The sequence below is a fragment of the Chryseobacterium sp. LAM-KRS1 genome (assembly GCF_013184525.1).
GTDB lineage: Bacteria > Bacteroidota > Bacteroidia > Flavobacteriales > Weeksellaceae > Chryseobacterium > Chryseobacterium proteolyticum.
Genome location: NZ_JAAOIZ010000006.1, coordinates 164,299 through 185,230, shown reverse-complemented (window position 1 = coordinate 185,230; position 20,932 = coordinate 164,299). Strand labels below are relative to the sequence as shown.

The window sequence follows — 20,932 nt, the reverse complement described above, 5'->3', positions numbered from 1 at the left end:
TTAAAAACTTATTTTTGGGAAATTTGAAATTTGTATAGATGAAGACTAAACATCCTAAAGGCCTGCCTTTTCTATTTTTTACCGAAATGTGGGAAAGGTTCGGGTACTACTTGATTCTCGGAATTTTTGTTTTGTATGTTATTGAACCTACCGGTTTAAAAGGAGGTCTGGGATTACCGGACAAAACCGCTGACGATATTTTCGGGACCTATATTGCACTTACCTATCTAACCCCGTTTATTGGAGGTTTCTTGGCAGACAGGGTTTTGGGATATATCAAATCTATTTATCTGGGAGGAATTCTGATGGCTGCTGGATATATAGGAATGGGCGTTTTCAAGGATCTCCCTTTATTCTACACTTCTCTGGCACTTATTATCATAGGAAACGGTTTTTTTAAACCAACCATTTCTACCCTTCTCGGAAATCTGTATTCTGAAGAACCTTATAAAGCCAATAAGGACTCTGGTTACAATATTTTCTATATGGGGATCAACATAGGAGCATTTATCTGCAATATTATTGCTGCGTTCATGCGTAACAAATTTGGTTGGGGTGAAGCTTTCATTACGGCCGGAGTAGGAATGCTTATCGGTATGGTTATTTTTACCATTGGGAGGAAGCACTATATCCACGCAGCTCAGATGAAACCTGTTCAGGAAGGAGATACTAAGCTTTCGGAAATCTTAATTAAGGTTTTTTTACCGGCTATTATTGCCGGAGCCATCGGATGGTTTATTCCGGGTAATATATTTGGAAGCGATAGCACCGATGCATTTATTTTTGCATGTATTCCTGTCATCTATTTTTATGGATCACTTTATTTTAAAGCAAAACCAGAAGAAAAAACGGCTATCGGAGCATTATTATCTGTTTTTATGATCAGTATGTTTTTCTGGGCAGTTTTTAAACAAAACGGAACCGCTTTAACAAGATGGGCGAATTATTATACCGATCGAAGTGTTCCCGCAGCCATAGAAAAACCTTTAGAGAATATCTATATGGTAGATGGTAAAAGTTATGAGGACAAAGAAGTTCCTGTTTATGACAATCAATTCCAGTCACAGAAAGATAAAGACGGAAATACAATTAAAGTGCAGGGGAAAGATGTTTATTTTAAAAATATATCTTCTGAACAACGTGCTGAATTAGAGAAAAATCCAAAAAATAAGGTTTATTTATACAACACTGAATTATTTCAATCCATAAACCCTTTCTGGGTTATTGCTTTAACCCCTCTGATCGTAGGATTTTGGGCAATATTACGAAGAAAAGGAAAAGAGCCGCTTACTCCTACAAAAATTGTTTTAGGCTTATTCATCTCCGCATTATCCTGCCTGGTAATGGTATTGGCAGTAATGGCCGGAGATAACGGAGCTGTAAAAGTTTCTCCATGGTGGCTTGTTGCCGGTTATGGAGTGATTACAGTAGGAGAACTCTGCCTTTCCCCAATGGGACTTTCTTTTGTTTCTAAGCTTTCTCCTGCAAGAATTACAGCATTGATGATGGGTGGTTTTTTCCTTGCCAATTCAGTCGGAAATAAGTTATCAGGAATATTGGCAAGTACGTGGTACAGCTATGATAACAAGATGAATTATTTCCTGGTTAACTTTGCTTTATTGATTTTTGCTACGCTTTTAGGGCTTTCAATGCTTAAAAGGTTAAACAGGATCATGAAAGAAAAAGGGCATTAATTAACCCTTTTTAATAGATAATAAAAGCTGTAGAATTGATCTACAGCTTTTTTATTTAAATATAAAATTAAAATCTTGCCAAAAACTCAAAAAAAACTATATTTGCTAGTCTTAACAAAAATTAACAATAAGAATGGATAATATTGAAGCATTAAGTCCGAAACCGGATGAACTTGTAGAGAATAAGAGCTCCAGACATCCCAAAGGATTATGGGTTCTTTTCGGAACAGAAATGTGGGAGCGTTTCAACTTTTATGGGATGAGAGCACTTTTAACGCTCTTTATGGTAAACTCCCTATTGATAAAAGAAGCTGATGCAGCGATCATTTACGGTGGATTTTTAGCTTTGTGTTATTTAACACCTCTTTTAGGAGGATTTATTGCTGATAAATATATTGGTAACAGATACGCCATTATTATTGGTGGATCCTTAATGGCCATTGGTCAGTTTTTACTGTTCATAAGTGCCTCCACTTTTTCTGCTGATATCGGAAGTGCTAAGCTTATCATGTGGCTTGCCTTGTTCATTATCATTTTTGGTAACGGTTTCTTTAAACCGAATATCTCCTCAATGGTTGGAAGCCTTTATCCCAAGCAGGAAAAATCAAAGCTGGACTCTGCCTTTACTATTTTCTACATGGGAATCAATATCGGAGCATTCCTTGGGCAATTTATCTGTCCATACGTTGGGGATGTTAAAGATGCAGCAACAGGGGTAAGAGATATTTTCGCCTTCAAATGGGGATTTCTTGCAGCTTCTATTGCCATGATTATCGGAACGGTAACATTCTTCATCCTTAAAAACAAATATGTGGTGACTCCGGAAGGAAGACCTATCGGAGGATTACCAAAACATAATACAAGTGCAGATTTTGAAGAAGGGGAAACCCAAACGGCTAAATTCTCAGGTCCGTCATTAGGAATAACGGGGCTTATATTTGTCGTTTTATTTTTTGCTTTCAGATATCTTCTTGTAGGAGAATTTGGATTCAATTCAGTAGAGATGGGACAACTTATCAAAGGAATTATCTATCCTTTCATCTATGCGGCAGGTATCGCTTTAGCATTCCTGATTATGACTTCTGCTGAAAATAAAGTGGAAAGACAGAGAATCTGGGTAATTTATATCGTATCATTTTTTATTATTTTCTTCTGGGCCGCTTTTGAGCAGGCAGGTTCTTCCCTGACGTTCATTGCGGATAACCAGACAGACAGGAATATTTTAGGCTGGAATATGCCTCCTTCCATGGTTCAGATCTTCAACGGGATCTTTGTTGTTATACTTGCCGTTCCGTTCAGTTTGATCTGGGACAAATTAAGAGCCAAAGGAAAAGAACCTGTATCTCCGTTCAAGCAAGCTATGGGATTGGCATTAATTGCGCTTTCTTATTTCATCATTGCCCACAATGTAAAAGATCTTGGAAGCTCAGGTCTATTAGCAATCAAATGGTTGATGCTATTGTATTTCATCCAGACATGTGGTGAGCTTTGCCTTTCTCCTATTGGTTTATCACTAGTAGGTAAGTTAGCTCCAAAAAGATTCGCTTCATTATTATACGGGGTTTTCTTTATCTCCAATGCAGCAGGTTATGCTTTAGCAGGTTCATTAGGAGCTCTTATTCCTGCAACAGGTGATAAATTTAAAAAAGCGGAGGAAATCGGAGTAAACCTTCAGGATGTTTTAGACAAAAAAGTAACTTTAACAGCTGATCAAATAGCTGCTTTTGATAAAGCCCAGCTCCCATTACACAATCCTACATTTGCCGGATTTGAAATTCACAACCTGTTTCAATTCTTCATGGTATTCGTAGTACTTTGCGGTATTGCTGCGGTAATTTTAGGTTTAATTTCACCTATTTTAAAGAAAATGATGCACGGTGTAAAGTAGTTGCATTAATAAAATACTATAAAACCTCTGCTTTGTCAGAGGTTTTTTTATAAATTAGCACGCCGTTTCAAAATGAAACAGCTTTTCGTTTATTTTCATTTACTATGTATACATTAGAAGAAATACAAGATTTTAAAGGCAAGTATCCTAAACAGCTTTGGACGCTATTCACAGTAGAAATGTGGGAGCGTTTTTGTTTTTACGGGATGCGCGGAGTTCTTACCATTTTTATGGTGGACCAATTGGGCTTATTGGAAGATAAAGCCAATTTACAATATGGAGCAATACAGGCCTTCATTTATGCATTCACCTTTATCGGGGGAATTTTTGCAGACAAGATCCTGGGATTTAAAAGATCATTGGTTTTTGGCGGACTTATCATGTCCATTGGTAATCTTATTATTGCCTTTTCGCCCCATGATTTCTTTTATTTCGGAATTACCTGTTCAATCATTGGTACCGGTTTTTTCAAACCTAATATTTCTTCGATGGTAGGAGAACTTTACAAGGAGGATGACCCAAGAAGGGATGCAGGATATGGATTATTTTATGCAGGTATTAATATTGGTGGGTTACTTGGGGGTGGCTTATGTGTTTATCTGGGGAAATATTATTCATGGTCATGGTGTTTCCTTGCAGCTGCCGTTGTAATGATTTTAGGCTTGATTACATTTTTTGCGACAAAGAAAACCTTAGGCCCTATCGGAGATTCTCCATTACAGGCTCTTCCACAATCCAAAAGAACGACTCGTGAAGTGTTGGTTTATATCGGAGCGTTGCTAAGTATGCCGCTTATTTTTATCATGGTCAAGAATACGGATTATACCGATTATTTTATGTACCTGATAGGAATTGTTGCGGTCGGATATTTTATCATAGAAACATTAAAACAAACCACACCTTATCAGAAAAAGCTTGTTGCCGCATTCATATTCATCTTCATGTACTTTGTCTTCAACTCTATTTATGAGCAAAGCGGAGGTTCTTTATCTTTATTTGCAAAAGATAATCTTGTACATAAGCTTTTAGGCTTTGGTATGGATCCTAATGTTATTAATAATAGTGCCAATTCATTTTTTATTATCATTTTCAGTCCATTGATCGGGCTGGCATGGATTGGTTTAAATAAAAGAAAATTAGAACCGAATACCATCAACAAATTCGGGATTGGATTTTTATTCCTTGCAGCCGGATTCTTTTTATTTTATAGTTTAAGATATTTTGCGGGTGCTGATGGAAAATCTTCACTTAATCTGTTTACCTTTACCTGGCTGGTCATTACTTTCGGAGAATTATGTTTGGGGCCGATCGGAATGTCTATTATCACAAAACTATCACCAAAGAAAATGTTCGGAATGATGATGGGATTGTGGTTTCTGGCAAGTGCATTCGGACAGTTTGCAGCCGGTAAAATCGGAGCAAGTTTTTCGGAGGCCAATACCGGCAATACCAACATGAGTAAACTTATTGCTTATACCGACGGATATAAAACTCTGGGAATCTATGCATTGACAGCTGGTGTGGTATTAATTTTGATGTCCAAGCTTGTGAGAAAATTAATGCAAGATGTAAAATAAAATATAAGCTTATTATGCTTAATTTTATTAATAATTTAAAATTATATGAAAAAAATTCTAAGCATAATAAGTTTGTTTTTGTTTACCCTGAGCTTCGCACAAGTCAAATGGATGACTATTGAAGAAGCCCTGAAGGCTCAGAAACAAAATCCTAAAAAAATTCTTATTGATTTTTATGCCGACTGGTGTGGTCCATGCAAAATTATGGACAAAAAAACATTTGGTCATCCTGTGATTGAGCAGATCCTGAATGAAAACTATTATCCGGTGAAGTTCAATGCAGAAGAGAAAAAAGATATTGAAATTTTCGGGAGAACATTTTCCAATCACTCCGTTGAGCACAAAAAAGGAAAAAATTCACTCCATGAATTTACACAATATATGAACGTTGCGGCAGTTCCAAGCACTGTTTTTCTGGATGAGAAAGGAGGACCCATCACTATTCTTCAGGGTGAACTTTCAGCTATAGAGCTAGAGCCTTACCTGGAATTTATTTCAAAGGATATGTATAAAAAAATTAAAACGCGCGAACAATGGGAAGATTACCAGAAAAAGTTTAAATCCAAAATAAAAAACTAGTTTGGGATTTCCAAATTAATAATTAAGGCTTCCAATTTTTTGGAAGTTTTTTTTATTTTACCGAAATTCGGACTTTTATTTTTTCATTTACTATCGCGGATCAGAAACCTGTATCCAAGCTAAAATTGAATCTAGAAACCTCTATAGAATACGTTAAAGGAATCGGTCCTGAAAAAGCTAAACTCATTAAAAGTGTGTTGGGAATTTCTACTGTCGAAGATTTGCTTAACTTCTATCCTATCCGGTATCTGGATAAAAATAAAGTGTATAAAATTTCTCATCTTCAGGAAAACAATCTGGAGATTCAGCTAAAAGGAAAAATTACCCATGTTCAGGAAATTCAAACCGGAAAAACCAAAAGGCTCTCTGCTAAATTCAATGATGAAACCGGAACAATGGATCTTGTATGGTTCCAATATTCAAAATGGCTGAAAGAGCAGCTTCCCATCAACAGGGAAGTTTATATTTTCGGAAAGATCAATCTTTTTAACAGTCAGTTTTCAATGCCACATCCGGAAATTGAAATTGAAGAAAAAAGAGAAAATGATAATCGCCTGAGACCAATTTATCCAAGCTCTGAAAAGCTGACAAAACGTGGTTTAAACCAAAAATATTTTCAAACAATTCTCAGAAATATCTGCAAAGAGATCCCCAATCTTATTGAGGAAAACCTACCGGATTACCTGATAAAATCCTTTAAATTCTTATCAAGGCAACATACTTTTTTAAATATCCATTTTCCACAGAGTATGGAATATTTTGAAAAGGCCGATCAGCGGTTGAAATTTGAAGAATCATTTTTCTTTCAGCTAGGCTATGTTTTAAAGAAAATTCATCATAAAAGCCAGGCGTTCGGCAATCCATTTCCTATTGTGGGAGACTACTTTACCGGTTTTTATGAAAACCATCTTCCTTTTGAGCTTACCAATGCCCAAAAACGTGTTTTAAAAGAAATACGCTTAGATATGAAGAAACCGATACAGATGAACAGGCTTCTTCAGGGAGATGTAGGCTCAGGAAAAACGATGGTTGCTTTGCTTACTATGCTTATTGCAATGGATAACGGCTTTCAAAGTTGTATGATGGCACCTACTGAAATCCTTGCCCAACAGCATTATAACGGAATAAAAGAATTGCTTGAAAAAACAGATATTAATGTCCGGCTTTTAACCGGTTCCACAAAGGCTTCTGAAAGGAAAATCATTCATCAAGAGCTTGAAAACGGAGAGCTGTCTATTTTAGTAGGCACTCATGCCATACTTGAGGATAAGGTTAAGTTTAAAAATCTCGGGCTTGCCATTATAGATGAGCAACATCGGTTTGGTGTTGCACAACGGGCAAAACTTTGGGCAAAAAACAAAATTCCGCCACACATTCTTGTTATGACAGCCACTCCTATTCCGAGAACCCTGGCTATGAGCTTTTACTCGGACTTGGATGTTTCTGTGATTGATGAAATGCCCGTAGGTAGAAAACCGATTATAACAGCTCATAGAAGAGAAAAAGACAGAACCTATGTTTATAATTTCTGTAGAGATGAAATAAAAAAAGGCAGACAGGTCTATTTTGTATATCCGCTGATAGAAGAATCTGAAACTTTAGATTATAAAAATTTAATGGAAGGTTTGGATCATGTTATGAACTCTTTTCCGGATTATAATGTGAGTATGCTCCATGGAAGGATGAAGCCGGATGAAAAAGACGCAGCCATGAATTATTTTGCATCCGGGAAAGCAGAAATTATGGTTGCAACGACAGTAATTGAAGTGGGTGTAAACGTTCCCAATGCCTCAGTAATGGTTATAGAGAGCGCTGAGAGGTTTGGTTTGTCACAGCTCCATCAGTTAAGAGGACGTGTGGGCCGCGGGGCGGAACAAAGCTATTGCATTCTCATGACTTCAGATAAACTATCAACTGAAAGCAGAACCCGCATCAGGACAATGACAGAAACCAATGATGGATTTAAAATCTCAGAAGTAGATATGCAATTACGCGGACCTGGTGATATTTTAGGTACTCAACAAAGTGGTGTTGTAGATTTTAAAAGACTTGACCTGGTAAAAGATTCCGGGATTATAAAAACAACAAAGAAAACAGTTGAAAAGATTCTTGAAAAAGATCCCCTGCTTGGTCTTGCGGAGCATCAGATTATTAAAAACTACTATCTGAAATACTATAAAGGGAAAAATAAATGGAGCAAAATATCATAAAAAAAACCGCAAAAAGAAAAAGATCTTTCCGCGGCCCCCTTATAAAACTGTTATTTAGAAGAAATTATTCTCGTGGTAAAAAATTTATTTAGTAGAATGCTTATTATTCTGTAATTTGATGTGGAGTGAAAATATTTATAGCATTTGCATTTTTATTTTAAGCCACTACTAAATAAATTTTGAAAAAACAAAATGAATTATGTTTCCAACTTACTTATTATAAAAACTAACTGTGTTTGTCGAAAGGATTTTAAAAGAAACGACTATAATATCCCCCGACGCTTGAGTTTTCATGATTGTACCGTTTTGTTTAAAGATCTTCTACGCTTAACATTGGAACTGAATAATCCATTTTGTTTTACTAACATCGTGATTAACATTTTTTACTTTCAAGATTTGAAAAATAATTATTTATATTAATTACTTTTATGATTAATTTGTGTTAGCACGTTTCTTGTACAAATTTCATCAATTGTTATTAATAACTATTTATATTATTATATTTAATAGTTATAAAATTTTCACCTATTGGTGAGTATTATATAATATGTCTTATTTTATTTCTGAATTAAAATCCAGAAACATCAATGTTTATCATACTTTCAGGATAAGATTATCCTTATTGAGTCCTGATGTGTGGTATTGCCAATTTAGAGTCACTACCTCGGAAATTACCCTTTTCAGGTCTTTATAATTATCTGGTTTTTTTATATAAATATTTGCACCTTTTACAAAAATCCTTTCGACTTCTTCTTCTGACAATGTATCACAATATACCCCTGTGACCATACTGTTCAACCTCACATCTTTTTTAATCTCTTCCAGACATTCCAGCATCCCTTTTTTTGGAATGGTGTAGTTCATCAGCAGCACTTCCGGAATAAGAGCCTCCGCATTATTTAAATATTTCATCAAATCCTCACCATTGGAAAACGACTGCACCTTTACTGTTATTTTAAGATCTTTAAGTATACTTTTAAATAGAATAATATTGCCTTCGTCATTATCAACAAGTATGGTATTTAAATATTCTTTATTCATAAAGCATTTTATTAGTAACAGCCACAGTCTGCTCTTTTCTCCTTTTGATAATAATTTTCTGAAACTGGGAAGGAGTGATACCCGTTGTATTTTTAAATTGTGTACTGAGATGAGCAACACTGGAGTAGTTCAGCTTATGTGCAATCTCCGTAAGGTTAAGTTTATTTGTAATAATCAGCTCCTTGGCATATTCTATCTTCTGTAGAATAATAAAGTTTTCTATAGATGTGTACGCGACTTCTGAAAAAAGATTGGAAAGATATCCGTAGCTATGATTCAATTTTTCAGCAATGTAAATAGACGCTTTAACAGCAACAATATCTTTTGAGAAAACCAATTCTACGATTGCATCTTTTATTTTCTGGACTAATGCAATCTTCTGGCTCTCGATAATTTCGATGCCATAATCTTCAAGATTCTTTTTGAAATTATTGTGCTGTTCCTGAGTAAATGCTTCATAAAATTCAACTTCCCCAAAATTCAGCAAACGGTATTTCAAACCCTGTTCTTTAAGCTTTTCATCCAACACTTTTTTACAAAGAGCATTGAAATCAAATTTCACATACATTTTCATCCTAGTACAAGTGTGTTAATTATTTTGTAAATATAAACTTTTATTTCATATAAATGTGAAATAGGTTAATAAAGTTAAAATAATTTTCATAAACGCAAAAAACTCCTGCATTAAAGAATACAGGAATTTAAACACTAAGGATGAAAAAAATATACTGATAAAAGCCAATACAGCTTAAAACCAAGTATATGAACGTATTATTTTTGAAGTGATTTGGTTCTTTGCAAATATCACAATTATAACCAAGTCACCCGTTATAGAATTATCAGATATTGTTACACAATTATAAGTCTATTGTTCGTGAATTATAAACTCCATGAGATAATCGTCCATCACGAAATCATTCCCGATATCAAATACTCCTTCGTCGTAGATCCGGTATCCTTGAGATTCGTAAAATTGTCTTGCGGCATTAAATTTATTTACATTTAAGATTATTCTGCCATCTCCAGCTTCAAGTGTTTTGTCTGCCAAAAAAGCGAGTGCTTTTTTCCCAAATCCTTTTCCTTTACTCTCGGGAACCAAATAAATCCTGTGGAGTTTTGTTGTTTGATTTTCGTAGGCATTTTCGTAGCCTATAAATCCTTCAAAAGAGTTACTTTCTCCATCTTTAATAAGATAATAATGATAATGAGGGTGCTGCAAATGCCCTGCAATCTCTTCTGTAGAATACATTGTACCCAACATATACTCCATCTGTTCAGCCGAAAGTATTTCTGCATAGGCATTTTCCCATGACCTTCTGGCTAAATCCTGAATTAAAGGAATGTCATTTTCTGTTGCTTTTACTAATTCCATAATTTTATCATTAAAAAAAGTGAAAGGCACGAACCTTTCACTTTATGTTATTTAATTTATTGACAGATAACGTAACCGCATATTTATTTTTAACGTCTTACGTATCTTAAATATTCGCCATTTCAGCTTTTATTTTCGCGTAAAGTCCTTCTGATGCTGCTACGAGAGGAAGTCTTAAATAATTTTTAATAATTCCTTTTTCTGTCAAAATCACTTTAATTCCACATGGATTTCCTTCGGCAAAAATCAATCTTGTGATTTCCACAAGTTTGTTATGAATTTCATAAGCTTCCTTTACTTTTCCATCCAAAGCTAACTGAATCATAGTAGAAAACTCTTTTGGATATGCTTGTCCTATAACGGAAATAACTCCTTCACCCCCTGCCAAAGTTACAGGCAATGCATATTCATCATCTCCCGATACTAATGAAAAACCTTCAGGCTTCTTTCTTAAAATATCGAAATATTGAAGAATGTTCGGAGCGGCTTCCTTAATTAAGAATAAATTAGGAAATTCTTTAGCCAATCGAATCGTAGTATCTGCCTCTATATTTTGTCCTGTTCGGGAAGGCACGTTATAGATAATGATCTTTTTTCCTGTAGAAGCCAGAGCTTTATAATGCTGATAAAGCCCCTCCTGATTAGGTTTATTATAATAAGGAGAAACTGATAAAACTGCTTCAAATGATGAAAGATCCGTTTCTTCAATTTGTTTTTTTACTTCAAGAGTATTGTTCCCTCCAATTCCCAGAACCAAAGGAAGGCGTTTACTATTTACCTTAATGATATGATCTGTAACCTGTTTCTTCTCCTCTGCAGAAAGTGTTGCAGCTTCCGCTGTAGTTCCTAAAACAACTAAATAACTGGTTCCGTTTTCAATGTTATATTCAACAAGTTTTGTTAAACTATCAAAATCAACGGATAAATCTTCATTAAAGGGTGTTACCAAAGCCACACCTACTCCTTTTAAAATGCTCATCTGTTAGAATTATTTTTGTCAAATTTAATAATTTCGACTAAGAATTTATAATAAATAATAATGTTTTATTCTACATATAATTATATTTGCATATACTAAAAGAAATTATGAAAAATAAATTCTTATTGCTGGGAATTGCCTTGGTTTCGCTTACTTCTTGTAAAACAATTCCTTTACAGGTAGCAAATGTGGAAACACAAAAGAATATTTCCATTAATAAAGATCTGAAGAATGATGAGGCTTTTGTAAAAGTTATTGAACCTTATAAACAAAAACTGGATCGGGAAATGAATCAAAAAATTTCCCATACGAACACAGATCTTACCAAACAAGGTGATAACAGCAATCTGGGAAATCTTTTAGCTGATTATACTTTTGAAGGAGCCAATGAATGGGCAAAGTCACACCTGCAAAAGAATGTTGACGCTGCTCTCATCAATATAGGAGGTATTCGCACTTCCATTGGCAAGGGTGATATTTTACTCAAAAATGTATACGAAGTGATGCCATTCGAAAATGAAGTGGTCATTGTTAAAATGAAGGGATCCGACTTGCAGGGTTTATTTGAATACTATGCAAAAAATGAGGTCAATAATCCGGTTTCTCACTTGTATATAGAAACTCAAAACGGCAAACCGTCCAAAACTTTAATTGACGGAAAAACCATTAATTCAAGTCAGGATTATTATATTGCAACTTCTGATTATTTAGCATTAGGAGGTGATAACATGAATTTCTTTGCAAAAGGGGAATCAATTTCTACGGGAATTAAAATGAGAGATCTTTTTATTGATTGTTTTAAGAAAAACCCCCAGATTGTTCCCAATACAGATGTTCGTTTAAATTTTATCGGTAAGAAATAATGGATAGAAAAAGATTTATAAAAACAATTGGTGGCGGGACTATGGCAATGGCTTTAGCTCCCAATATGATGATGGCTGAAGATTTCGGACTGAGTACCTTATCTTCAACAAATAAACTTACTATTCTTCATACCAATGATCAGCACAGCAGAATAGAACCTTTTGATGAAAGTTATACAAAAAATCCTAATCAGGGAGGTTTTGCAAGAAGAGCAAGTTTAATACAGCAAATCAGAAGTAAAGAAAACAATGTATTGCTTCTTGACTCGGGAGATATATTCCAGGGAACACCATACTTTAATTTCTTTGGCGGCGAACTTGAATTCAAATTAATGTCCATGATGAAATATGATGCTTCTACCATGGGGAATCATGATTTTGATAATGGATTACAGGGGTTTCTGAATGTTTTGCCTAATGCACAGTTTCCATTCATCTGCTCGAATTACGATTTTAAAAATACAGTTTTAGATGGTAAAACATCTCTCTATAAAATCTTCAATAAAAACGGAATCAAAGTAGGGATTTTCGGAGTAGGCATTCAATTGGAGGGGCTAGTGGGTAAAAAACAATATCAGGAAACTGTATATTCGAATCCGATTGAAGTTGCACAACATTATTCAAACTTTTTGAAAAATGAACAAAAATGTGATCTTGTAATTTGCTTATCACATATTGGCTACGATTACAAAGGAGAGCCCGATAAGGTAAGTGATAAGATACTGGCTGCAAGTACAGAAAATATCGATCTGATTTTAGGAGGACATACCCATACATTTTTACCGGAACCCCAAACCTTTAAAAACCGTCAAGGAAAAAATGTCCTGGTAAATCAGGTGGGATGGGCAGGACTTCTTTTAGGCAGAATAGATTTCCACTTTGACAATAACAAAAACGTACAACATATCTCCTGGAATAATCAGGTAATAGATAGCAGTATAATAGCATAATATGAAAAAACTCTCCATAATTTCCCTTGGTATTTTAGCATGCTTTCAAATGGCTAATGCTCAGGTTATCTCTTCAAAAAAATGGGCGGATATATTCTCCTACAACAATGTTATCTCCATGAAAGAAGATAATGGGAAAATAATTGCAGCTGCAGAAAACGGGCTATTCTATTATACCATCTCGACAGGTGAAATTACGAAGTTATCCAAAGCAAACGGCCTTCATGAAGTAGGTATTTCTGCTTTTGATTACAATGCTCAAACCAAGATCGGACTTATTGGTTATCAAAACGGCTCCTTGGATATTGTTACTCCGGACGGTGTTACTTATGTTGTAGATATCCCCATTGCTACAGGATACAACGGAAGCAAAAAAATCAATCATATATCAATTACAGGAGATAAGGCTGTTATTTCAGTTGGCTATGGAGTCTCTATTTTTGATCTTAGAAAAAAAGAGTTTAACGATTCTGCTTTTTTTCTTGCAGGAGGTGTATATGAAGCGAGTAATGAAGCAACTATCGTAGATAATAAGGTATATTCTGTAACGAATACTGGTTTAAAGAGCCATGAAATGAATACGACTTTTCCGGTATTTTCTACCTGGACAACTGATGTCCCGGGAACATTTACCCAAATCGATTCTGATCCTGTTATTAGCTTTTCTTCTGCAACTACAGCATACATCTTTAATAATGGTGTCTCTACTCCACTATCACAGACTTTTGGAAAAGTACAGGATATCGTAGTGAGTTCAAATGGCATTATTGTTACCGATCAGAGTAGGATTTACACTTTCAATACCAACGGAAACTATGTTGGGACTGCGAGTGTAGGAGAAGAATGTAATACCGCTATAAGGACAGGTTCGAAGATATATGGAGGAACCATTCTTTCGGGAATTAAAGATGAAACCAATAATGCATTTAAACCGGATGGTCCCTATTTCAACTATGCTTATAAACTTAATTTATATGGTGAAAATCGAATTTTAGTTTCAACCGGAGGTAGAGAAGCAAGATTCAACACTCCTATAAGTAATCCTAGAAACCCCGGTTTCTACTACTTTAACGGAATGCAATGGATATATTCATCTTATTTTATAGGACAAACACAGTCATTTAATATTTTAGATGCTGTGGCCGATCCGAGCAATTTGGATGAAGTCTATTTCACCAACTATGTATATGGAGGACAAGGTATTTACAAAATGAAATACAACAGCACGAATAAAGATTTTGATTTTACTAAATATTACAGCTTATCACCACCTAATAACTTTGCCTATAGACCTGTAGGCTTAACTTATGATGATCAAAATAACTTATTTGCTACTGTAGGTTTTATGGATAATGGATCTATGGCTATAGTTCCGTATGATAAAACTGCTGACAATTTTATTATAAAGGAAGTAGCAGGTCTGAGCCACGGTGTGCAGAAAGCTCTATATTATGAAAATCTTTTATGGGTACCGATCCCAAGGACGAACAACTTTTTAGTATATGATTATAAAAAGACTCCAACAAACGTATCTGATGATACCGCTTATATCCTGACTCAAGCCAGCGGATTTCCAACCAATTCAGGAGGAACGGTTTCTGTCGCCATTGATAAAGCCGGAGATGCGTGGATCGGTTCTGACACAGGACTACGTATTTTATCCAATGCAGTAACAGCCATTAAAGAACCCAATCCTACTGTAAACCCTATTATCATAGAGCAGAATAATCTAGGTGAGGAGCTTTTCCGTGATTCTCAAATTCTACAAATAGAAGTAGATGCAGGAGATTATAAATGGATTTCAGTAGATGGTGGAGGAGTATATTATCTGTCTTCAGATGGACAAAGAACCATAAAGCATTTTACAAAGGAAAATTCACCATTGCCTACGAATAGCATCACTGATATTAAAGTAGACCGAAAAACAGGAAAGGTATATTTTGCTTCTTACAATGGAATTGTAACCTACCAGGGAGATGTAGCGGATGTAACTTCGGGCTTCGGAAATGTAGTGGTGTACCCGAATCCTGTGGTATATTCCAATTTCAAAGGAAAAGTTACAATCAAAGGTCTGGCAGAAAAAACAAACATAAGAATAACTGATGTTGCAGGAAACGTTATTCACTCGGCAGTAGCAAGAGGTGGTTATTATGAATGGGACCTTAATAATCAGCGAGGAACCAGAGTAGCATCAGGTATCTATTTTGTCTTAATGACCAATGAAGATGGTTCTGATAAAGCGACCGCCAAAATAGCTGTGGTTAATTAATGAATTCACAAAAAGGATTTTTACTTTCATTTATCAAATACGGGGAAAATGATGCGGTTCTTCATTGCTTTACAGAAGAGGAAGGCTTTCAGACTTTTTTCCTGAAGGGGATTTACTCCAAAAGAAATAAGAAAAAAGCATTATTGCTTCCGTTAAACCAACTCAGTTTTTCCATTCCTGTAGGAAAAAGTAGCGGAATACCGTCCGTTACCAGATTCGAGTTGGTAAAAAACAACGATATTTACACCGATATAAAGATCAATACTGTAGTTTTCTTTATTTCAGATTTTCTTAATCAGATCCTGAGAAATGAACATAAAAATTCCAATCTTTATTTTTCCATTGACGAGTTTATTGATGAACTCTCTCTAAAGAATTATCAATCCCATTTGATTTTTTTAATTAAAATTTTAAAAATCCAGGGTGTAGCACCCCTACTCGACCATCACCAGTATCTGGATCCGGAAACAGGAACTTTTTCACCTCAACCGGCTCATCAATTATTCAGCCATGAGATCTCAGCCGCTTGGAAATCTATTATTTCTTCACAGAATCCTTATGAATTAAAAATTCATTCAGCATTAAGAAAGGATCTCCTGGATAGTATATTGGTTTATTACCATTACCATATTACAGACTTTAAGATTCCAACTTCCCTGGAAGTGATCCAGCAGATATTTGAATAAGTAAATTACACAATCATAAGTTCATTTTTATTATGGTTGTCATCGGTTTATGTTGTAAGGTAGCTGAATTGTGAAATTGTATTTAATACATTATTATTCTGCTCGCTTGCTTTTTAGCCAATTGCTCCCAGCTCAACTATTTCGTTTCTTCCGGCAATTCCGTTTGAGATTCCGCTATTTCCTTTTTGGGGAATTTTGGTTGAAGAATTTTAGATATCAGTCCGGTCCATCCTGTCTGATGAGAAGCTCCTACTCCACGCCCTGTATCACCGTGGAAATATTCATAAAAAAGAATGTAATCCTTAAAATCAGGATCTGTCTGAAACCTTGGATACTGTGAATTGACCGGCCGATCTCCATTTTCATCTTTAAGGAATATTTTTGCGAGTCTTTTACTTAGAGCATCTGCAATCTCCTCAAGATTAGAATAATTTCCACTGCCAGTAGGATATTCTACCATAAAATCAGGACTATAATAAAAGAAAAAACTTTGAAGACTCTCAATAATCAGAAAATTAATAGGAAACCAGATAGGACCTCTCCAGTTACTATTTCCACCAAAAAGCCCACTATCACTTTCTGCAGGTGTATATTTTACAGAATAATCAACCCCATTGAGATTAATTGTATAAGGATTTTTTTCATATACTTTGGATAGTGCGCGCACACCATAATCACTTAAAAACTCGTTTGGATCCAGCATCCTGTTGAGAAGCCTCTTTAAGCGATGTCCTCTCAACAGAGAAAGCAAATGCTTTGAATCCTGCCCCTTCACTTCCCAGTGCGAAACAAGGGCTGCCAGTTCGGGTTTGTTTTCCAATACCCAATGCATCCTCTTTTTAAAATTAGGAAGTTTTTCAATCACCTCATCGTCAATTACCTCAACCGCAAACATAGGAATGAGTCCCACTATTGTCCTTAATTTAAGATACATATGATTTCCATCACTGGAAGAAATAGCATCATAAAAGAACTCATCTTCTTCGTCCCAGAGGCCAAAGTTTTCATCACCCATATTATCAAGAGAATGGGCGATAGAAAGGAAATGTTCAAAGAATTTCATTGCCATCTCTTCATAAACCCTGTTATAGAGAGCAAGCTCTAAGGCAATTCTCATCATATTGAGCGCAAACATGGCCATCCAACTGGTTCCATCCGCCTGTTCCAGCTGTTCTCCATTCGGGAGTGTACTGTTTCTGTCGAAAACGCCTATATTATCAAGTCCTAAAAATCCGCCTTCAAAAATATTATTCCCGTTGTTATCCTTTTTATTCACCCACCATGTAAAGTTCATCAATAGCTTCTGGAAAGCACTTTCCAGAAATTCAAGATCAGGCTTATCCTTCAGATATTCATCGATTTTAAAAACTTTAAAAACCGCCCAGGCATGAACCGGTGGGTTTACATCACCGAAATCCCACTCATAGGCGGGTAACTGCCCGTTAGGATGCATATACCATTCGAACAGGAACAACTTTAACTGATATTTAGCAAAATCGGGATCAATCAATGAAAAACTTATGGCATGAAATGCCAGATCCCAGGTTGCATACCATGGATATTCCCATTTATCAGGCATCGAAATGATATGTTCATTATTCAGATGTTTCCAATCGTAATTTCTTATTCTCCCACGGGATTTAGGTGGAGGCATTTCTGCAGGATCACCTTTCAGCCACTTTTCAACATTATAATGATAATACATTTTATTCCACAACAAGCCTGCAAATGCCTGCCTCTGAATCAGCTTTTCATCATCAGACCGGATTCCTTTCTGGATGTCATTATAAAAATCATCAGATTCTTTTTTTCTTGAATTGAAAATTGCCTCAAAATCCTGAAATGGTTCTGATAATTCTTTATCGGAGAGCCGAAACTCAAAGGTTTTTGTTTCTCCTGCTTTAAAATCATCTTCAATATAAAAAGAGGCTTTTGTTCCCTTATTCTCCGGATTTATGGCCGATAAATTCTGATTAATAATAAAGTCATTAATTCCGTCCTTACAGTATCTTGATTTATTAGCCGAACGATATATCCGTTCATTATTGGTCTCATTATCACAAAACAATGTTTTCCGGGATTGTTTGGAATAGATATTTCTGACCTCAAGATCCTTATGCTCAATTTTAATCTTTGAAAATTCTTTTGAGCTTAGCAGAGGCTTATAATCATCATATCCCCAACTCCAGGTATTCCTGAACCAAAGTGTTGGTAAGATGATAAGCGGAACTTCATTTTCAGATTTATTGGTAACCGTTAATTGTATTAAAATATCATTTGCCCCTTCTTTAGCATATTCAATGAAGATATCGAAGTATTCGTTTCTTTCAAAAATACCGGTATCTATCAATTCATATTCATCTTCATTTTTACTTCTTCCTGCATTGATGTTTAGCAGATCTTCATATGGAAAAGCATTCTGAGGATATTTATAAAGCATTTTCATGTAGGAATGGGTAGGTGTGGAATCGAGGTAATAGAAATATTCTTTAACATCTTCACCGTGATTTCCCTGGCCGTTTGAAAGACCAAAGAAACGCTCCTTTATCATCTTATCTTTTTTATTCCAGAACCCTATGGAAAACACCAATTTCTGCCAGTCATCACAAATCCCGCAAATCCCTTCTTCCCCCCAACGATATGCCTTCGCTTCAGCAATATCATGATTGGTATAGTTCCAGGCATCTCCATTCGCACTATAATCTTCACGTACCAATCCCCATTCCCTATTGCTTACATAAGGACCCCATTTTTTCCATTGTATATCAGAAAGTCTCTGCTGTTCTGTCATATATGTAGTTTTAAGAATGAAATAGTAAATTAAAGGCAAATCATTATTTATCCGCCTGTGGAAAAGCTTTCAAAAGTCGTCATTCCTCCATCTACAAAAATGCTGGTTCCTGTTATATAATCTGCAAGATCACTCGCCAGAAAAGCGGCCAGGTTTCCGATATCTTCCGGTTGTCCGATTCTATTGTATGGAATTAGATTAAGAAGACTGTTGAGTGCTTCCGGAGTATCCCAGGCATTTTTATTTATTGGTGTCTGGATAGCCCCAGGACAAATAGAATTAACTCTAATTTTTTGTGCTCCATACTCTTGTGCCAGGGTTTGCATCAGCATACGGATAGCCCCTTTACTTGATGCATAATTGGCGTGGCCTCCCCATGGAATAATTTCATGGACAGAACTGATATGAATGATTTTCCCACAAGCCTTAGAACGAGAAAGATCTATTCCCCTGCGAAGAAACTCCTTAATTGCTTCTCTGGCACAAAGAAATTGTCCGGTAAGATTAACCCCAATTACAGCATTCCACTGATCCATGGTCATTTCGGTGAATTGAGCATCTTTCTGAATCCCGGCGTTATTAACAAGAATATCCACAGTTCCGAATCGGGAAATCACTTCCTGAAACATAGCGATCACCTGATCTTCTTTCGAAACATCACACTGATAGGTGATTCCTTTTCCTCCAGCATCCGTTATTTCTTTTAAGACAGCTTTGGCTTCCTCAACGGATCTTTCTGAAGAATGATTAACAATGACCGTGGCACCTGCTGAAGCTAAGGATTTAGCGATTCCTGTACCTATTCCACTTGATGCTCCCGTAACGACAGCCACCTGATTATGAAGGGATATTTCCATATTTTTTATTTGATGTTACTCAAAGTTAGTGGAAAGATCGCGCCAAGCAGAATTTTTTTACTTTAAAATTTTCTTAAAGTTTTTTATACATCAGCCGTTGCGGACCACTCCGTCCCATTCTGGTTTTCCCCTCGAATATGTAGCCTACTTTTATGTACAGCTCATATGCAGAAATATTGTTTTCGTTGACAGCAAGAACGATTTCATCACAATCTTTAAAATGATTTTTTACAAAATCATCTACAAGGCTCATAGCAGCTTTTCCAATGCCTCTCCCCTGAAAATCGGGATTAATAGACAATGATCTTAATAAAACAGATTTCGGATTATGGGTAAGATCCAGTTTATCATCACCGAAATCCAAGGCAAAATAGCCTGCAGGATTCTCATTTTCAAAGATCGTCACAGAAAATCCCTTACCATCATTTCTTTCTCTGATTCTCTCTATAGCAAATTCGGCAGTTGATGTATACTGCGATTGAACGTCATCCAATGTATAGTTAACTCCGGAAAAATCTTCGGGCTTGTAAAATTCTAAATGAATCATATTAATGGTGGTAAATATCGTTATACATTACTCCGGCACGGATCTCCACAGGTAGTTTATTTTCTTCGGGAACAACCGGACAGTTATAATCATAAGCGTTATATGCACAATACGGTTGATAAGACTGGTTAAAATCCAGAATAAGAGTGTTTCCTTTCGGAATTTTAAGGTCCATATATTTTCCGCCACCATAAGTTTCTTTTCCATTGGTCAGGTCACGGAAAGGAAGGAAAAGATAGTCTTTATATTTTTCTTGTTTTAAAAGATCCAGACTTTGATATAAAGTAAGCGTATACTCCTGCCCTTCCAACGTAAAGCTAGCCTTACCATATTCTTTATATTGCTTAGTCTTTCCTGATGAAGTAGGAATTTCAAACGGTTCAGCATTAGCTGTTCGTACCAGCTTAGCTTCTACTCTGTATTTTAGATCCACAGGAAAAAAAGGATGTGCTTTAAAATTTGTAAAATTATCTCCTCTTAAAGGAGTTTCTTTAGGATTTAAATACTCCGCATTAAGGTTCTTCTGGAATTTTTTGATTTCAGCTTTCTCCTTAAGGATTGATTTCTGTGAAAAAACGAAACAAGGAAACAGCAGCAATAGTAACAGGTATCTTTTCATTATTCATCTA

The 20,932-nt window shown here is 35.7% G+C and carries 17 protein-coding genes; 9 read left to right on the top strand and 8 right to left on the bottom strand.

Features of this window, described 5'->3' with window-relative positions; all coding sequences use genetic code 11:
* Positions 1–38 precede the first annotated feature (38 nt).
* The 5 genes from G9C87_RS18305 to recG all read left to right on the top strand — a co-directional run bounded on the left by G9C87_RS18305 (position 39) and on the right by recG (position 7,948).
* Positions 39–1,694, top strand: coding sequence for a peptide MFS transporter (locus G9C87_RS18305; RefSeq protein WP_172283845.1), 1,656 nt, complete (start codon positions 39–41; stop codon positions 1,692–1,694).
* A 133-nt stretch (positions 1,695–1,827) separates the two neighbouring features.
* Positions 1,828–3,582 carry a peptide MFS transporter gene (locus G9C87_RS18300; protein ID WP_172283843.1) on the top strand — a complete coding sequence of 585 codons (1,755 nt, stop codon included), beginning with the start codon at positions 1,828–1,830 and terminating at the stop codon, positions 3,580–3,582.
* Positions 3,583–3,686: 104 nt separating this feature from the next.
* Complete coding sequence (locus G9C87_RS18295) at positions 3,687–5,159, top strand: peptide MFS transporter (RefSeq protein ID WP_172283841.1); 1,473 nt, start codon at positions 3,687–3,689, stop codon at positions 5,157–5,159.
* A gap of 45 nt (positions 5,160–5,204) precedes the next feature.
* Positions 5,205–5,738 (top strand): thioredoxin family protein, encoded by a 534-nt coding sequence (locus G9C87_RS18290; protein ID WP_172283839.1) that lies wholly within the window; start codon positions 5,205–5,207, stop codon positions 5,736–5,738.
* Positions 5,739–5,830: 92 nt separating this feature from the next.
* Complete coding sequence (recG, locus tag G9C87_RS18285) at positions 5,831–7,948, top strand: ATP-dependent DNA helicase RecG (RefSeq protein WP_172284181.1); 2,118 nt, start codon at positions 5,831–5,833, stop codon at positions 7,946–7,948.
* 594 nt (positions 7,949–8,542) lie between these two features.
* Here the strand turns inward: recG and G9C87_RS18280 are convergent.
* The 4 genes from G9C87_RS18280 to dapA all read right to left on the bottom strand — a co-directional run bounded on the left by G9C87_RS18280 (position 8,543) and on the right by dapA (position 11,340).
* Positions 8,543–8,989, bottom strand: a complete 447-nt coding sequence (locus tag G9C87_RS18280; RefSeq protein WP_172283837.1) for a response regulator — start codon at positions 8,987–8,989, stop codon at positions 8,543–8,545.
* Positions 8,982–9,563: a helix-turn-helix domain-containing protein gene (locus G9C87_RS18275; protein ID WP_172283835.1), complete on the bottom strand. Its 582-nt coding sequence runs from the start codon at positions 9,561–9,563 to the stop codon at positions 8,982–8,984. The genes G9C87_RS18280 and G9C87_RS18275 overlap by 8 nt, the downstream gene beginning before the upstream one ends.
* Before the next feature lie 291 nt (positions 9,564–9,854).
* Positions 9,855–10,361, bottom strand: coding sequence for a GNAT family N-acetyltransferase (locus G9C87_RS18270; RefSeq protein WP_172283833.1), 507 nt, complete (start codon positions 10,359–10,361; stop codon positions 9,855–9,857).
* A 106-nt stretch (positions 10,362–10,467) separates the two neighbouring features.
* Entirely contained in the window at positions 10,468–11,340 is an 873-nt protein-coding gene (gene dapA / locus G9C87_RS18265) for a 4-hydroxy-tetrahydrodipicolinate synthase (RefSeq protein ID WP_172283831.1), read from the bottom strand.
* Between the two features lie 107 nt (positions 11,341–11,447).
* On the opposite strand from dapA, the gene G9C87_RS18260 reads away from it, so the two are divergent.
* From G9C87_RS18260 to recO, 4 genes are read left to right on the top strand one after another with little or no spacing between them, the layout of a single operon-like run.
* Positions 11,448–12,203 (top strand): 5'-nucleotidase C-terminal domain-containing protein, encoded by a 756-nt coding sequence (locus G9C87_RS18260; protein WP_172283829.1) that lies wholly within the window; start codon positions 11,448–11,450, stop codon positions 12,201–12,203.
* Positions 12,203–13,153 (top strand): bifunctional metallophosphatase/5'-nucleotidase, encoded by a 951-nt coding sequence (locus tag G9C87_RS18255; protein ID WP_172283827.1) that lies wholly within the window; start codon positions 12,203–12,205, stop codon positions 13,151–13,153. Before G9C87_RS18260 ends, G9C87_RS18255 begins: the two co-directional genes overlap by 1 nt.
* A 1-nt stretch (position 13,154) precedes the next feature.
* Positions 13,155–15,422 carry a hypothetical protein gene (locus G9C87_RS18250; RefSeq protein WP_172283825.1) on the top strand — a complete coding sequence of 756 codons (2,268 nt, stop codon included), beginning with the start codon at positions 13,155–13,157 and terminating at the stop codon, positions 15,420–15,422.
* Positions 15,422–16,108: a DNA repair protein RecO gene (recO, locus tag G9C87_RS18245; protein WP_172283823.1), complete on the top strand. Its 687-nt coding sequence runs from the start codon at positions 15,422–15,424 to the stop codon at positions 16,106–16,108. Before G9C87_RS18250 ends, recO begins: the two co-directional genes overlap by 1 nt.
* Before the next feature lie 136 nt (positions 16,109–16,244).
* Here the strand turns inward: recO and G9C87_RS18240 are convergent, their stop codons facing one another.
* The 4 genes from G9C87_RS18240 to G9C87_RS18225 all read right to left on the bottom strand — a co-directional run bounded on the left by G9C87_RS18240 (position 16,245) and on the right by G9C87_RS18225 (position 20,922).
* Positions 16,245–18,899: an MGH1-like glycoside hydrolase domain-containing protein gene (locus G9C87_RS18240; RefSeq protein ID WP_172283821.1), complete on the bottom strand. Its 2,655-nt coding sequence runs from the start codon at positions 18,897–18,899 to the stop codon at positions 16,245–16,247.
* 47 nt (positions 18,900–18,946) lie between these two features.
* On the bottom strand, positions 18,947–19,756 hold the full coding sequence (locus tag G9C87_RS18235; protein WP_172283819.1) for an SDR family oxidoreductase: 810 nt from the start codon (positions 19,754–19,756) through the stop codon (positions 18,947–18,949).
* A 73-nt stretch (positions 19,757–19,829) separates the two neighbouring features.
* Positions 19,830–20,303, bottom strand: a complete 474-nt coding sequence (locus tag G9C87_RS18230) for a GNAT family N-acetyltransferase (RefSeq protein ID WP_172283817.1) — start codon at positions 20,301–20,303, stop codon at positions 19,830–19,832.
* A 1-nt stretch (position 20,304) separates the two neighbouring features.
* Positions 20,305–20,922: a DUF1684 domain-containing protein gene (locus tag G9C87_RS18225; RefSeq protein ID WP_172283815.1), complete on the bottom strand. Its 618-nt coding sequence runs from the start codon at positions 20,920–20,922 to the stop codon at positions 20,305–20,307.
* Positions 20,923–20,932: the final 10 nt, after the last annotated feature.